The following is a 13,645-nucleotide window of genomic DNA, read 5'->3' on the forward strand; positions in this document are numbered from 1 at the left end:
CCCTCCTTTAGCGTTGGGCAGCGGCAGCCCCGACCGTGACGATCCCCGAGGGCAGGGCCGCGTACCGAACCGCACGATCGTGCGGCTCGGCCGGCACCCCGTCGATCAGCTCCCCCTCGTGCAGCAACGCGACCGTCGGCACGTTCGGCCCCACCCGCGCGAGCGCCCGGTCGTACGAACCGCCGCCCCTGCCCAGCCGTACCCCCGTGGTCCGATCGACGGCGAGCGCGGGCACGATGACCAGCGCCGCCGTGCGGATCGCGTCCACCCCGCGCCGCGTATCCACCGGTTCGAGCAGTCCGTGCCGGCCGGGCGCGAGCGTGTCCGGCCCGTCGTACACCGCCCAATCCAGATCGTTGTCCGGCCGCAGCACCGGCAGCATCACCGTCGCCCCGTGCTTCCACAGCGCGAACACCAGCCCATGCGTGGCGGGCTCGTTCCCTGTGGACCAGTAACACGCCACCAGACCGGCCATTTGCACCCATGGCCGTTCAAGCAGCGACTCCCTGATCGCGATGGCGGCGCCCTGCGGGTCGGCGACTGTGGCCCGCCTCTCAAGGATCTCCCGCCTCAGCTCCCGCTTTTCCACGAATACCTCCATTAAAGTCGGTGCATGGCTGACTTCGACCCTGTGACGAAAGCTGTCGTCCCGGCGGCGGGTCTCGGAACCCGGTTCCTGCCCGCCACCAAGGCCACCCCGAAGGAGATGCTGCCCATCGTCGATAAGCCGGCCATTCAGTATGTCGTTGAAGAGGCGGTGGACGCCGGTCTGCTCGACGTGCTGTTGGTCACCGGCCGTAACAAGCGCTCCATTGAGGACCATTTCGACCGAGCGTACGAGTTGGAGGAGGCCCTCGCGGCGAAGGGGGACGAGGAACGGCTCTCGCAGGTGTTGGAGACCGCCGATCTCGCGACCTTGCATTATGTACGGCAGGGCGAGCCCAAGGGCCTGGGCCACGCCGTCCTGTGCGCCAAGCAGCACGTGGGCGACAACCCGTTCGCCTGCCTGCTCGGCGACGACCTGATCGACCCGCGTGACCCGCTGCTCAAGCGCATGATCGAGGTGCGCGACCGGTACGGCGGCAGCGTCGTGGCGCTGATGGAGGTCCCCGCCGACCACGTCTCCATGTACGGCTGCGCCGCCATCACCCCCACCGAGGAGGACGACGTCGTGCGCGTCACCGACCTGGTGGAGAAGCCCCGCCGGGAGGACGCCCCCTCCAACTGGGCCGTCATCGGCCGCTACGTCATCGACCCGGCCGTGTTCGAGGTGCTGGAGAACACCGAGCCGGGCCGCGGTGGCGAGATCCAGCTCACCGACGCGCTGCTCACGCTCGCCAAGCGGGACAGCGGCGAGGGCGGTCCCGTGCACGGGGTCCTGTTCCGGGGGCGGCGCTACGACACGGGGAACAAGTTCGACTATCTGCGCACCGTGGTGCAGTTCGCCGCGGAACGGGAGGACCTCGCCGGGGAGTTCATCCCTTGGCTCCGGGAGTTCCTCAACGAGAACGAAAAGTCTGGATGAAAAGTGCACAACATCCCTGACGTCAGGACCATGACGTCATGCTGAAATCCGTCGACCGGCACCTGGCCGAGATCCTCTCCACCGTGCGCGCCCCCGCTCCGCTGGAGCTCGATCTCGACCAGGCGCTCGGCACCACCCTCGCCGAGAACGTCGCCTCGCCGGTGGCGCTGCCGCCGTTCGACAACTCGGCCATGGACGGCTATGCCGTACGGACGCAGGACGTCGCCGGCGCGTCCGAGGCACGGCCGGTCACGCTGCCGGTGATGGACGACGTGGCGGCCGGGGACGGTGCCACGTACGCGGTGGGCCGCGGCATGACCGCCCGGATCATGACCGGGGCCCCGATGCCCGGCGGGGCCGACGCGGTCGTGCCGGTGGAGTGGACCGACGGCGGCAAGGTGCGGGTGGAGATCCGCCGCGCGCCCGAGGTGGGCTACGCGATCCGGCGGTCGGGGGAGGACGTGCGCCCCGGCCAGGTGGTCGTGCCCGCCGGGACGCGGATCGGGCCCGCGCAGCTCGGCATCCTCGCCGGGGTGGGGCGTCGGCGGGTGCGGGTGGTGCCGCGTCCGCGGGTGGTCGTGATGTCCACCGGGTCGGAGCTGGTGCCGCCGGGGTCGCCGCTCACGCCGGGCAAGATCTACGAGTCCAACAGCTACATGCTGGTGGGCGCGGTCCGTGAGGCGGGCGCCGAGGCGTTCCGCGCCGAGGCGGTGACCGACGATCCGGCCGAGTTCCTGGAGCGGCTGGAGGCCCAGCTCGTGCGGGCGGACGTCGTGATCACCAGCGGTGGGGTGTCGATGGGCGCGTACGAGCCGGTCAAGGAGGCGCTGACGCCGATCGGCACGGTGCGCTTCGAGAAGGTCGCCATGCAACCCGGCATGCCGCAGGGCTTCGGCGTCGTCGGGGAGGACAAGGTCCCGATCTTCTGCCTGCCGGGCAACCCCGTGTCGTCGTTCGTGTCCTTCATCATTTTCGTACGGCCCGCCCTGATGAAGATGCGCGGCCTGCCGTCCGGACCGCCCGAAACGGTGGAGGCCACCACGGACCGGGCGTTGCGCTCGCCCAAGGGCAAAACGTCGTATCTGCGCGGGGTGCTGTCGCCCGCGGGCGTCGTCTCGCCGGTGCACGGGCAGGGCTCGCACCAGCTCGGCGCGCTCGCCGCCGCCGACGCGCTGATCGTGGTCCCCGAGGACGTCACCGAGGTCCCCGCCGGCTCGACCGTGCGGGTCATCCCGTTGTGAGCTGGACGTACGATCTGGAGGAGTTCGTACGGCAAGCGGTTGCCTGGAGAAGGCCCGTCAGGAGGGCGATGTGAGCCGGTTGACCCATATCGACGAGACCGGTGCGGCCCGCATGGTCGACGTGTCGGCCAAGGACGTCAGCGTCCGTACGGCTCGCGCGACCGGCCGGGTGCTGCTGTCGCCGGAGGCCGTGGCGGTGCTGCGGGCCGGGGAGGTGCCGAAGGGCGACGCGCTGGGGGTGGCGCGCATCGCCGGCATCCAGGGGGCCAAGCGCACGCCCGACCTGATCCCGTTGTGTCATCCGATCGCGTTGCACGGGGTCAAGATCGAGTTGGAGGTCGTGGACGAGGGCGTGGAGATCGCCGCCCGGGTGAAGACGGCCGACCGCACGGGCGTGGAGATGGAGGCGCTGACGGCGGTGTCGGTGGCCGGGCTGGCGCTGATCGACATGATCAAGGCCGTGGACCCGGGGGCCGTGATCACGGACGTGCGGGTGGAGGAGAAGACCGGGGGCAAGACCGGCGTGTGGACGCGTGCGGACGCCGCCGAGCGCGGCGGTAGGGCGGGGGCGTCGTCGTGAGGGTGCTGGTCATCACGGCCTCAAACCGCGCAGCCGCCGGGATTTATCCCGATAAATCGGGGCAACTGCTGGCGGCGCTGCTGCAGGAGGCCGGCTGCGAGGACGTGGACGGCCCACAGGTCGTCCCCGACGGCGACCCGGTCGAGAAGGCCCTGCGCGACGGCATCGCCGCCGGATACGACGCGATCGTCACCACCGGCGGCACCGGCCTCACCCCGACCGACCTCACCCCCGAGATGACCCGGCGCGTCATCGACCGCGAGATCCCCGGCATCGCTGAGGCGATCCGCCAGGTGAACCGGGAGAAGGTCCCCACGTCCATCCTGTCGCGCGGCCTGGCCGGCGTGGCGGGCCGCACGCTCATCGTGAATCTGCCCGGATCGTCCGGCGGGGTCCGGGACGGCATGGCCGTACTCGCGCCCATCCTGCGCCACGCGATCGACCAGATCCACGGCGGCGACCACCCTCGGCCCGGCGTAGCGGATCACCGGTCACACAAGGGATGATTGACAAGTGGATCGACTTCGCGGCTGGCCGGTGACCCTGACGGAAGGGCCGGTCGGCCTACGGCCACTGCGCCTGCGAGACGTGCGCGTCTGGCGCGAGACGCGGCTGCGCAACGCCGACTGGCTGCGCCCCTGGGAGCCCACCAACCCCGAGACGCCGCTCTACCGCACCGGCCTGGGGCCGTACATCTCGATGGTCGGCACGCTGCGCCGCGAGTCGCGGCAGGGGCTCGCGATGCCCTGGGTGATGACGTACGAAGGACGCTTCGCCGGGCAGTTGACCATCGGCGCGATCACCTGGGGAGCGGCGCGCTCCGCCCAGGTCGGCTACTGGGTGGACTCGGCGCTCGCCGGCCGCGGCATCACCCCGACCGCCCTGGCCATGGCCGTGGACCACTGTTTCTTTACCACCGGACTACATCGCCTGGAGGCCAACATCCGGCCGGAGAATCAGGCCAGCCGTAGGGTGGTGGAGAAGCTCGGATTCCGTGAGGAGGGCGTACGCCGACGTCAGCTGCACATCGACGGAGCCTGGCGGGACCACGTCTGCTACGCGCTGACGCTGGAGGACGTCCCGCACGGGCTCTTGGCGCAATGGCGGCGCAGCCGGGAGGCGACGGCACGCGACGGCTCTTAGATGGCCATCACGTGAACAGGTTTGACGATCTCGCGACACACCGCATCGAATACTCGTCAACCAGTGACACGCGGTCTTACGGTGCGTGACGTGAGCACATCGGCAACGGCAAAGGTCCCCAGATGTGTTCACGCTGCCCGGAGGTGGCCTCATGGGTAGCGTATTCCTCTATCTCGCCATTGTCCTGATGTGGCTGTGCGTCCTGGTGCCCATGTGGCTGCGCCGGGACCGCAATGACGACGCCGAACTCGTCCCCGCCTTCAGCACCGACGACACCGCCTCCGAGGCAGGATCCGAGGCCGGACCCGACCCTGTGTCCGATCCTGCGTCCGACCCCGGGTCCGACCCTGGGTCCGACACCCTCTCCGAGCCCACTCCCACCCCCATGTCCGAGGCCTCCGCCGCCCCGACCGGCACCGCCTCCCCCCAGGGAGCCACCGCCGCCGTCGCCGACGACCCCGACGCCTCCGTCACCCCTCCTTCCGCACCCCCGAGCCCGACCTCCCGGACCGCCCGCCGCCGCGCCGCCGCCCGCCGCCGCGCCCGCCTCATCGCCCGGCGCCGCCGTCGCATGCTCTGGTCCATCCTCCTCGTCATCGCCTCCGCCATCACCGCCGCCACCGGCGTCGTCTCCTGGCTGGGCGTACTCCCCTCCGTCTTCCTCCTCCTCGGCTACCTCGTCATGCTCCGCATCGCCGTACGCATCGACGCCGAACGCCGCGCCCACGCCGCCCGAGCCCGCGCGGAACGCGCCCGCCGCCGCGCCCGCGAACGGGCCCGGGCCCTCGCCGCCCAACAGACCGCCGCCGAAATCCTCGAATTCGACGCCTCCCGCCGCGTCGAGGTCTTCGACCAGTACGCCGATCCGCCACGCCGCGCCGTCGGCGACTGAAACCCTGGCGCAGACTGCTCCCAAAGTTTGCTAACCTGGTCGAGTCCTAGGGGCTATAGCGCAGTCCGGTAGCGCACCTCGTTCGCATCGAGGGGGTCAGGGGTTCAAATCCCCTTAGCTCCACCGCATGTCAGAGGCCGTTTCACCCTAACCGGTGAGGCGGCCTCGCCGCTTCCGCAGAGACTTCATCGCTCGTTGCCGGCGATGTGCGCGGCGACCAGCTTGCCGCTGGCGTCCAGCCAGCCGTTGCGCCCGGCGTGGGCGATCATCGCGGCGAATCGCTGGGGCCAGTCGGGGGCGTGGCTGCGGATTCGCGAGCGGAGCGCGGCGATGTCGAGCCAGACGTGGCCCGGTCCGCGCGGGCGGCCGAGTCCCGTACGGATGAGCATGGTGCCCACCGTCGCCTCGTCCAGTGGTCCCGCGGAGACGTGCAGGCGAGTGCAGTCGTCAGCCTCCTCGACGCTCACCTCGGGCCTTTCGGCGGTTCCCGTCACTTGGACGTACATGCACGTACCTTTCTCAGATGCGGTGTCAGTCCAGTTGCGGGATGACCTGCGCGCCGATGAGCTCGACCATGTCGATGAACTCTTCCGTGGGGCAGCCGCCCATGTTGAGGGAGATGAGGTTGGTGTCGGCGGTGAGCATCGCGGCGGCGCGGTTCAGCCGGTCGGCGACCTCGTCCGGGCTGCCGACGATGGCCGGTCCGTGTGTGGTCACGTGGTCGAAGTCGAGGGGGGTGTCGTAGAACGGCGTCGGGGCGGGGGCGGCTCGGTTGCCCCGCTGCATCATGAGGTCGAAGTACTCGCGGTAACGCGGTTCCCAGCGGGCGCGGGCGCCCTGGCTGGTCTTGCCGACGTTGACGTGCCAGGCGGCGCCGACACGTGGCTCGCGGGCGTGGCCGTACGAGGCGAACTTCTCGCGGTAGGTCTCGACCACCGGCTTGAGCTTCTCGGGATCGCCGAACACGCTGGGCAGCAGCAGGTCCAAGCCGAGCCGGGCGGTCAGGTCGACGGTCGTCTCCGAGGCGCCGCCGCCCACCCACAGCGGTATCCCGTCGACCGGCGGGGGCTGCAGGGTGAACCCCTCGATCGGTGCGCGGTGCCGGGAGCCCGGCCAGTTCACGGTTTCGCCGCTCCACAGCTGGAGGAGCAGTTCGATCGCGTCGTTGAACAACTCGTGGGAGTCCTCGACGCGCTGGCCGAACAGGGCGTAGGTCGCGACGAAGAAGTGGCCGCGGCCCACGACGACCTCGCAGCGGCCACCGGAGAGTACGTCGACCGTGGCGTAGTCCTCCGCGACGCGGACCGGGTCGAGGTTCGCGGCGAGGGTGACGCCCGTCGAGAGGCGGAGGTTCGTGGTCCGCTCGGCGATCGCCGCGAGGATCACCGGTGGCGCCGAGTAGATGTACTCAAGGCCGTGATGCTCGCCGATGTGCACACCGTGGAATCCGGCCTCGTCGGCCACCGCGGACGCCTCGACGATCGCGCGGTGGCGTTCGGCCGGGGTGGGGCATACCCCGGTGATCGGATCGGTCAAGCGGTCACCCAGGTCCAGCAGACTGAGCTTCATTGGATCTTTTCCTCTCGTGCAGGCGTGATCGGTGCCTTTCTGCTCACGGGGAGAGTCTCGGCCTTGGTGCAGGTGCCGTACCACCGGTAAACTGACGCCTGATGCAGGAAATCCGCCAACCTTCCCTCGATGTCGGCGAGCCGGAGGAAGCGCCTCGCGGTCGGGCCTGGCTTCCGCACGGCTTCCGTCTTGAGACCCACTCCCATGTCGACGGTCAGCTGGTGTACGCGGCGTCCGGCATCTTGGCCACCACGACCGAGCGCGGGACATGGGTGGCGCCTGCCCACCGGGTCACCTGGACGCCGCCGGGGTTCGAGCATTCCCATCGCTTCTACGGCAACACCGATGCCCGGCTCCTGACCATTCCGGCCCACGAGTGCGGCGACCTCGCGGCGCACCCCAGCGTGTTCGCGGTGAGTCCGCTGTTGCGCGAGGCGCTGCTGGCGCTGACCGGCCGGAACTGGAGATCTCTCGACGCCGAGAACCGGCTGCGTGCCGTGGTCATCGACGAGCTCGTCGAGACGCCCGAGCAGTCCCTGCATCTGCCTGAGCCGCGTGATGACCGGCTGCGTGTCGTCACCGACCTGCTGCGGGCCGATCCCGGCCAGAACACGACCCTTGCCGAGCTGGGGCGTGCCGCGGGAGCGAGTGAGCGCACGCTGAGCCGTCTGTTTCAGACCGATCTGGGGATGAGTTTCCAGCGCTGGCGCACGATCCTGCGCATCCACCACGCCTTGGTCCACCTCACCGACGGCCAGTCGGTCACCGACACCGCGATCGCCTGCGGGTGGTCCAATCCGTCGACCTTCATCGAGGCGTTCACCGCGGTCGTCGGCCAGACCCCGGGCCGATACCAGGCCGACCTGCATCATCACGCTTCGTAGCGTGTCTGAGCCCGCCCAGGTTGGCGGGTTTTCGTTATTGCCTGTCCGTGTAGCGGTTGTCGGCAGTCGGTCGGCGGGGCCACGGTGGTGGTCGACGGCGCTCGTGCCGTTCGGGCTGTCGACCACCACAACTCCTGAAGGAGGACGAAAGCGGATGAACCAGGCAGAGGAGAGCACCACCGTGGTCATCGTGGGCGGCGGGGTTGCCGGGCTCGCGCTCGGCAACTTCCTGCTGCGCAGCGGAATCGACTGCGTGATTCTGGAGAAGCGCAGCCGCGAATATGTCGAGAATCGGCACAGGGCCGGGTCCCTCGATGCCCGGGGGGTGCGCATGTTGCGCGAGTGGGGGCTCGGAGAGGCGATAGAAGAGGTCGATCACGGCTCTTCCGATGCGAACATGCCGCTGATCATCGACGGGGAGAAGCGGCAGTGGAAGATGGACGAGAGCAACGCGGACGATCTGGACGCCGTCTTCTGCCCGCAGCAGGTCCTCGTACGGAACCTCATCAAGATATTCCTGCGGGACGGCGGCGACCTCCGCTTCGAATCCGAGGATGTCTGTCTGGAGGGCATCGACACCGAGCGTCCCGTGGTTCGCTACCGGGACGCCGCCGGTTCGGCGAAGGCGATCGGCTGTGATTTCGTCGCAGGCAGCGACGGCTATCACGGTGTCAGCAGGACCGGAATCCCCGCCGACGTCCTCAACTGTTACACCCATGAGTTCGGGTACGCCTGGCTCACCATCCTGGCGGAGGTGCCGGCGAATCCGCCGGCCGTGATGGCCGTGCACTCCCGTGGCTTCGCCGCGCAGATCACCCGTGGCCCGAACGCGAGTCGCCTGTACTTGCAGTGCCCGGTCACCGACACCATCGACCAGTGGCCGGACGAGCGCATCTGGAGCGAACTGGAATTGCGTTTCGGTGAGCCGCCGGCGGTCAAGGGCCCGATCGTGAGCAAGCAGGTCGTACCGCTTCGTGGTGTCGTCTTCGACCCCATGAGCTACGGCAGGCTCTACCTCGTCGGGGACGCGGCGCACATCATCTCTCCGATGAGCGCGGAAGGGATGAGTCTCGCCCTCCACGACGCCGAGGTGCTCGCCCGGGCGGTCATCCAGTACGTCGAGAAGGACGATTCGAGCCTGCTCGACAGCTACTCCGACACCTGTCTGACCCACACCTGGGAGCGTCAGGCATCCGCGGTGTGGATGACCGAGACCATGCATGAGTCCGGTGACGCCGGTTACGCAGGGGAGTTCCGCAAGCGGGTCGCACGAGTGAATCTGGAGACCATCCTGCAGCCCCGCACATCCGACATCTGACCGCCAAACCATGATCGAGATCGAAGTGTTCAACCAGGATCCGAAGCGGCTCCGCCAGGCGTTCGGCTGCTTCCCCTCCGGCGTGGTGGCGCTGGCGGCGATGGACGGCGACGAACCGGTAGGAATGGCGATCGCCTCGTTCACGCCGGTTTCCCTCGCGCCGCCGCTGGTTTCCGTCTGCGTCCAGAACACCTCGCGGACCTGGCCCCGCCTGCGGGGCCGCACGCGGGTCGGCCTGAGCGTGCTGGCCGAAGGGCATGACGACGTCGCGCTGCGATTGTCGTCCAAGGAGGGGGACCGGTTCGCCGGCGTCGACTGGGAGGCGACCTCGGACGGGAGCGTGTTCGTGCACGGCGCCACCGCCGTCCTGAACTGCCGCGTTTACGGCGAGATCCCGGCCGGAGACCACGTGATGGTCCTCTTGGAGGTCCTCGGCCTGGGGGCGCAGCCGGATGGGGCGCCGCTGGTCTTCCACGGCAGCCGGTTCCGCTCTCTGGCGGCGGGCGCGAAGGCGGCATGACCGGAGACCCACAAGCGCCTGCGGCGGCCGCCGCGGGCCAGAGGCGACGTGGACCTCACCCGCCACGCCGATCCGAGGGTTCGGGTCCGGGGCGCAGGGCGTCGGCGATGAGGTTGAGCAGTCGTCCCGTGCGCTGTGGGGCGTCGAGGGCCGTCGTCGACAGGAAGACGCCGAGGAGCATCGCGATGACGTCCTCGGGTTCGACGTCCGAACGGAGTGAACCGGCGCGCGCCCCACTCGCGAGGATCGTTCCGATCGCGGCGGTGAGGCGCTCCCTCGTGGTCGGCGTCGCGATCCGTCCGGAGGCCCAGCCGGCGCGGAGCGTGTCGACCATTCCGCGTTTTGTCGCGACGAACGACGCGTAGCGCTCCATCCACGCGCGGATGGCGATCTCGGGCGGGTACTCGTCCAGCAGGGTGGCGGCGCCGGCGGCGAGGTCGTCGAGTTCGGCCGCGTAGACGGCCTCGACGAGCGCCTCGCGGGTGGGGAAGTGGCGGTAGAGCGTGCCGATCCCCACGCCGGCCTCGCGGGCGATGGCCTCCAGGGCGACGGTGTCGTCGGCCGTGGCGAAGGCGGCACGGGCGACCGCGATGAGCTTTTCGCGGTTGCGTCGCGCGTCGGCCCGTCCGGGGCGGGCGGTGCCGGGCGTTGATTCAAGGGAGCTCAAAGCGGAGGTCCCTCCGGTAGTGTTAGAGTCGCATTAGCGGAGGGCCCTCCGCTTTTGTCAACGTTCTTTTCGCCAACATTCATGAGGATGGAAATTCCATGATGTCACCCGGCACCTCATCGTCCGACGTCACGGCCACCGGCGTACCGCGTCCCGGCGGCGCCGGCCTGCTCGCCGGGCGTACCGTCTCGCGCGTCGGATTCGGCGCGATGCAGCTGGAACGCCTGCACGGCGACCGCGATGCCGCGATCGCGCTGCTGCGCCGTGCCGTCGAGCTCGGCGCCGATCACGTCGACACGGCCCAGTTCTACGGCGACGGCTTCGTCAACGGCTGCATCCGCGAGGTGATCGGCACCCGGGACGATGTCCTGGTCGCGAGCAAGGTCGGCGCCGACCCGAACCCGGGGGGACGCATCCCGCTGCGCCCGGCCCAGCGGCCCGAGCAGCTCCGGGCGAGCGTGGAGGACAACCTGCGCAGCCTCGGCACGGAGCAGATCCCGCTGGTGAACCTCCGGCGGCTTGAGACCGGCCCGGGCCTGCGCGCCGAAGGCGACCAGGCGGTCGATGTCGACGACCAGCTCGCGGTGATGACGGCGCTGCGCGACGAGGGCAAGATCGGCGCGATCGGGCTGAGCGCCGTGACCCTGGACACGCTGCGCCGCGCGCTCCCGGCGGGGATCGCCTGCGTGCAGAACGCCTACAGCCTGGTGAGCCGCGACGACGAGGACCTGCTCGACCTCTGCGTCGCCGAAGGGATCGCCTGGGTGCCGTTCTTCCCGCTCGGCGGCGCCTTCCCCGGCCTGCCGAAGGTGACCGACGAGCCCGCGGTGCGGGACGCGGCGCAAGCCCTCGGCCGCACCCCCGCCCAGCTCGGCCTCGCCTGGCTGCTGCATCACGCGCCGAACGTGCTGCTCATCCCGGGCACCGCCGACGCCGACCATCTCGCGGCGAACATCGCCGCCGGAGCGATCGAGCTCGACGATGTCACCCTGGCCGCGCTGGACGCCGTGGAATCCAAGCCGGGCGACATCGCCTTCGCATGAGATTCGCGTGAGACGCGGCGGCTCCGGGAGCGCATGGCGAGGGGCCACTCCTGCTCGCGCCGCTGCCGCCGCCGGGCGGCCGAGCGATCACACCAGTTCGCCCGGCAGCAGGCTGAACAGCACCGAGTCGCGGCGCTCGCCCTTGAACCGCAGGTGCGAGCGCAGCACCCCCTCCCGTACGAACCCGCAGCGCTCGGCCACCCGCTGCGAGGCGTCGTTGTCGGGCGCACACGTCAGCTCAAGGCGGGCCAGCCGGAGACGGTCGAACGCCCAGCCCGCCAGCAGTCGCAGCGCGCGGGTGGCGACCCCGCGTCCGCGCGCGTGCGCCACCAGCCAGTAGCCGATCGCCGCACGCTCCTGGTCATGGTCGACGTCGTAGAGAGACGCGCCGCCGAGGACGCGGGCCTGATCGGTCGCGTCGACCACGGCGAGGGCGAGCTCCTCGCCGGCGAGGCGTGCCTCCTCCTCACCGGCGAAGCGCCGCAGCACGTGCTCCTCGGTGAAGGGCTCGGCCAGCGGCCAGGAGTAACGCAGGCACAGTGGGTCGCGGAAGCCGGCGAACCGCTGCGGCACATCCGCTCCGCGCCACCGGCGCAGCGCCACGACCGCATCGGTGAGCGGAGGGTCCGGGAACGGCAACATCGGCACAGTCCACGACGGTACGGCGATGCCGTTGGTTCCTCGCATCGAAACGGCCACCTCACTCGGCCCGCGGCTCGACGGCGGGGCAACGCGAACCGGGCGGGGGAGTCCGCAGGCTGAGCAGGTACCGCTCGGTCGCCGCGGCGGCGCACGCGCTGCCCAGCGAGTACACGCCGTGTCCCCAGCCGTCGTAGGTCAGCAGCGCCGCACCGGACTGACGTGCCACGTTGCGCGCCCACTCGTGCGGCGTGGCCGGGTCGTACCGGCTGTTGATCAGCAGAACCGGGACTCCCTTCCACCGCGGCGGCTCCTGGGGAACGCGGGTCGCGGTCGGCCAGCCGACGCACGATATGGTCGCGGCCCAGGCCTGCGCCGGCAGCCTCATGTCCGGTGCCACCCGGGCGAGCCCGCGCAGGTACGCGCGGACCTCGGCGGCGCCGCGCACCGGCAGCCGCCAGTCCTGGCAGAAGATGGGCATGGACGGATTCTCGACCGTCTCCTCCCGCGTGGCCTTCTCCACGGGGCGGCTGGTGGAGGACGTCCTCGGCCTGTTCGCCAGCATCTTCGCGTGGTCCTGCGACAGCGACTTCCAATACGGGCCGAAGAAGGCGTACTGGGCGTCGGCGAGCAGATCGAAGGCGGTCTTCGGCTCCGACGTACGCGGATCCACCAGCGTGCCACGCTCGGCCCTGGCGCGGAGTTCGGCGAAGACGCGGCGGACGTCCTTGCCGTGCAGGGCGCAGTCGGTCGATCGGCGGCACCAGGCCACGTACTGATCGAAGCCATCCTGTACGGCTTTCGCCTCACTGCGCAGGAAATCCCACGTGGTGGCCCGGCTGTGGTCCATGGTGCTGTCGAGCACCATGGCGCGCACCCGCTCCGGGAACAGCCGTGCGTACTGCTGGCCCAGCAGGGTGCCGTACGAGTTGCCGTAGAAATTCAGTGTGTCCTCGCCGAGGCCCTCCCGTATCGCGTCCATGTCCCGTGCGACGCTCGCGCTGTCCACGAAGTCGAACAGCGGGCCGCTCACCTGCCGGCAGCTCTCGCCGTGCGCGCGCATGGTCTCGCCAAGGCGACGGAATTGCCGGGTCGTGACGGGGAACACGTCCTCGGGCCGCAACGTCAGCGGGCGGCACCGGATCTGGTGGCTGCGCCCCACCCCCCGAGGATCGAACCCGATGATGTCGAAGCGGCGGCGCACCTCGGCGGGAAATTGCTTGGCCATGCCTCCCGCGCGCACGTCGTTGAAGCCCGAGCCTCCCGGGCCACCCGGGTTGACGAGCAGAGCGCCGATGCGGGAGGCGGGCTCGGTCGCCCTGCGCCGGGCGAGCGCGATGTCGATCTTCGGTCCGCCGGGGCGGGACCAGTCGATCGGCACCGTCACGGTGCCGCACTCCACATCCGAATCCCCCGGATCCCCCGGATCTACCGAACCCCGTAAGTCCCCCGGATCTCCCGAGTCCTTCGAATCGTCCGAACACGGCTTCCAGCCGATGGACGCCGTCTCAAGACGCGGCTCGTCCTGCGCGTTCGCGGGCGCGGGCGTGATGCCGAGCGCAGCGGTGGCCACCAGCGCGGCGGCCCAGGCTTTTCGTTTCAACGTGTGTCCTTTCCAGTGCCG

Annotated in this window: 16 protein-coding genes and 1 tRNA gene; 11 read left to right on the forward strand and 6 right to left on the reverse strand. The window is 70.1% G+C overall.

Annotation, left to right across the window (positions count from 1 at the left end; translation table 11 throughout):
* Positions 1-7 precede the first annotated feature (7 nt).
* On the reverse strand, positions 8-589 hold the full coding sequence (locus tag AB0K60_RS30655) for a 5-formyltetrahydrofolate cyclo-ligase (RefSeq protein ID WP_364062894.1): 582 nt from the start codon (positions 587-589) through the stop codon (positions 8-10).
* Between the two features lie 24 nt (positions 590-613).
* Between AB0K60_RS30655 and galU the strand changes: the two genes are divergently transcribed.
* From galU to AB0K60_RS30690, 7 genes are all read left to right on the forward strand, one after another.
* Complete coding sequence (gene galU, locus AB0K60_RS30660; RefSeq protein WP_364062896.1) at positions 614-1,525, forward strand: UTP--glucose-1-phosphate uridylyltransferase GalU; 912 nt, start codon at positions 614-616, stop codon at positions 1,523-1,525.
* A 41-nt stretch (positions 1,526-1,566) separates the two neighbouring features.
* The gene (gene glp, locus AB0K60_RS30665; RefSeq protein ID WP_364062989.1) at positions 1,567-2,766 is read left to right on the forward strand and encodes a gephyrin-like molybdotransferase Glp; all 1,200 of its coding nucleotides are present in this window, start codon (positions 1,567-1,569) and stop codon (positions 2,764-2,766) included.
* Between the two features lie 70 nt (positions 2,767-2,836).
* Positions 2,837-3,346: a cyclic pyranopterin monophosphate synthase MoaC gene (gene moaC, locus AB0K60_RS30670; protein ID WP_364062899.1), complete on the forward strand. Its 510-nt coding sequence runs from the start codon at positions 2,837-2,839 to the stop codon at positions 3,344-3,346.
* Complete coding sequence (locus AB0K60_RS30675) at positions 3,343-3,852, forward strand: MogA/MoaB family molybdenum cofactor biosynthesis protein (RefSeq protein WP_364062902.1); 510 nt, start codon at positions 3,343-3,345, stop codon at positions 3,850-3,852. The genes moaC and AB0K60_RS30675 overlap by 4 nt, the downstream gene beginning before the upstream one ends.
* Positions 3,853-3,859: 7 nt before the next feature.
* Positions 3,860-4,489 (forward strand): GNAT family protein, encoded by a 630-nt coding sequence (locus tag AB0K60_RS30680; RefSeq protein WP_364062905.1) that lies wholly within the window; start codon positions 3,860-3,862, stop codon positions 4,487-4,489.
* Positions 4,490-4,640: 151 nt separating this feature from the next.
* Positions 4,641-5,381 carry a hypothetical protein gene (locus AB0K60_RS30685; RefSeq protein ID WP_364062908.1) on the forward strand — a complete coding sequence of 247 codons (741 nt, stop codon included), beginning with the start codon at positions 4,641-4,643 and terminating at the stop codon, positions 5,379-5,381.
* A gap of 49 nt (positions 5,382-5,430) precedes the next feature.
* A tRNA-Ala gene (locus tag AB0K60_RS30690) sits at positions 5,431-5,504 on the forward strand.
* Positions 5,505-5,566: 62 nt separating this feature from the next.
* Here the strand turns inward: AB0K60_RS30690 and AB0K60_RS30695 are convergent.
* Together AB0K60_RS30695 and AB0K60_RS30700 are read right to left on the reverse strand one after the other, a co-directional pair.
* Positions 5,567-5,887: a hypothetical protein gene (locus tag AB0K60_RS30695; protein WP_364062911.1), complete on the reverse strand. Its 321-nt coding sequence runs from the start codon at positions 5,885-5,887 to the stop codon at positions 5,567-5,569.
* A gap of 25 nt (positions 5,888-5,912) precedes the next feature.
* Positions 5,913-6,950, reverse strand: a complete 1,038-nt coding sequence (locus tag AB0K60_RS30700) for an LLM class flavin-dependent oxidoreductase (RefSeq protein WP_364062914.1) — start codon at positions 6,948-6,950, stop codon at positions 5,913-5,915.
* A gap of 101 nt (positions 6,951-7,051) precedes the next feature.
* Between AB0K60_RS30700 and AB0K60_RS30705 the strand changes: the two genes are divergently transcribed.
* From AB0K60_RS30705 to AB0K60_RS30715, 3 genes are read left to right on the forward strand one after another with little or no spacing between them, the layout of a single operon-like run.
* Positions 7,052-7,834, forward strand: coding sequence for a helix-turn-helix transcriptional regulator (locus AB0K60_RS30705; RefSeq protein WP_364062917.1), 783 nt, complete (start codon positions 7,052-7,054; stop codon positions 7,832-7,834).
* A 1-nt stretch (position 7,835) separates the two neighbouring features.
* On the forward strand, positions 7,836-9,152 hold the full coding sequence (locus AB0K60_RS30710) for a 4-hydroxybenzoate 3-monooxygenase (RefSeq protein WP_364062920.1): 1,317 nt from the start codon (positions 7,836-7,838) through the stop codon (positions 9,150-9,152).
* Positions 9,153-9,162: 10 nt separating this feature from the next.
* Positions 9,163-9,672, forward strand: coding sequence for a flavin reductase family protein (locus AB0K60_RS30715; RefSeq protein WP_364062923.1), 510 nt, complete (start codon positions 9,163-9,165; stop codon positions 9,670-9,672).
* Between the two features lie 55 nt (positions 9,673-9,727).
* Here AB0K60_RS30715 and AB0K60_RS30720 read toward each other — a convergent pair whose 3' ends face one another.
* Positions 9,728-10,339, reverse strand: coding sequence for a helix-turn-helix domain-containing protein (locus tag AB0K60_RS30720; protein ID WP_364062926.1), 612 nt, complete (start codon positions 10,337-10,339; stop codon positions 9,728-9,730).
* 98 nt (positions 10,340-10,437) lie between these two features.
* Here AB0K60_RS30720 and AB0K60_RS30725 point away from each other — a divergent pair, with 98 nt between their 5' ends.
* The gene (locus AB0K60_RS30725; RefSeq protein ID WP_364062929.1) at positions 10,438-11,382 is read left to right on the forward strand and encodes an aldo/keto reductase; all 945 of its coding nucleotides are present in this window, start codon (positions 10,438-10,440) and stop codon (positions 11,380-11,382) included.
* A gap of 87 nt (positions 11,383-11,469) precedes the next feature.
* On the opposite strand, the gene AB0K60_RS30730 is transcribed toward AB0K60_RS30725, so the two are convergent.
* Both AB0K60_RS30730 and AB0K60_RS30735 read right to left on the reverse strand, forming a co-directional pair.
* Positions 11,470-12,069 carry a GNAT family protein gene (locus tag AB0K60_RS30730; protein ID WP_364062932.1) on the reverse strand — a complete coding sequence of 200 codons (600 nt, stop codon included), beginning with the start codon at positions 12,067-12,069 and terminating at the stop codon, positions 11,470-11,472.
* Between the two features lie 13 nt (positions 12,070-12,082).
* On the reverse strand, positions 12,083-13,624 hold the full coding sequence (locus AB0K60_RS30735) for an alpha/beta hydrolase (RefSeq protein ID WP_364062935.1): 1,542 nt from the start codon (positions 13,622-13,624) through the stop codon (positions 12,083-12,085).
* Between the last annotated feature and the right edge of the window lie 21 nt (positions 13,625-13,645).

Source organism: Thermopolyspora sp. NPDC052614 (assembly GCF_040678635.1).
Taxonomy (GTDB): domain Bacteria; phylum Actinomycetota; class Actinomycetes; order Streptosporangiales; family Streptosporangiaceae; genus Thermopolyspora.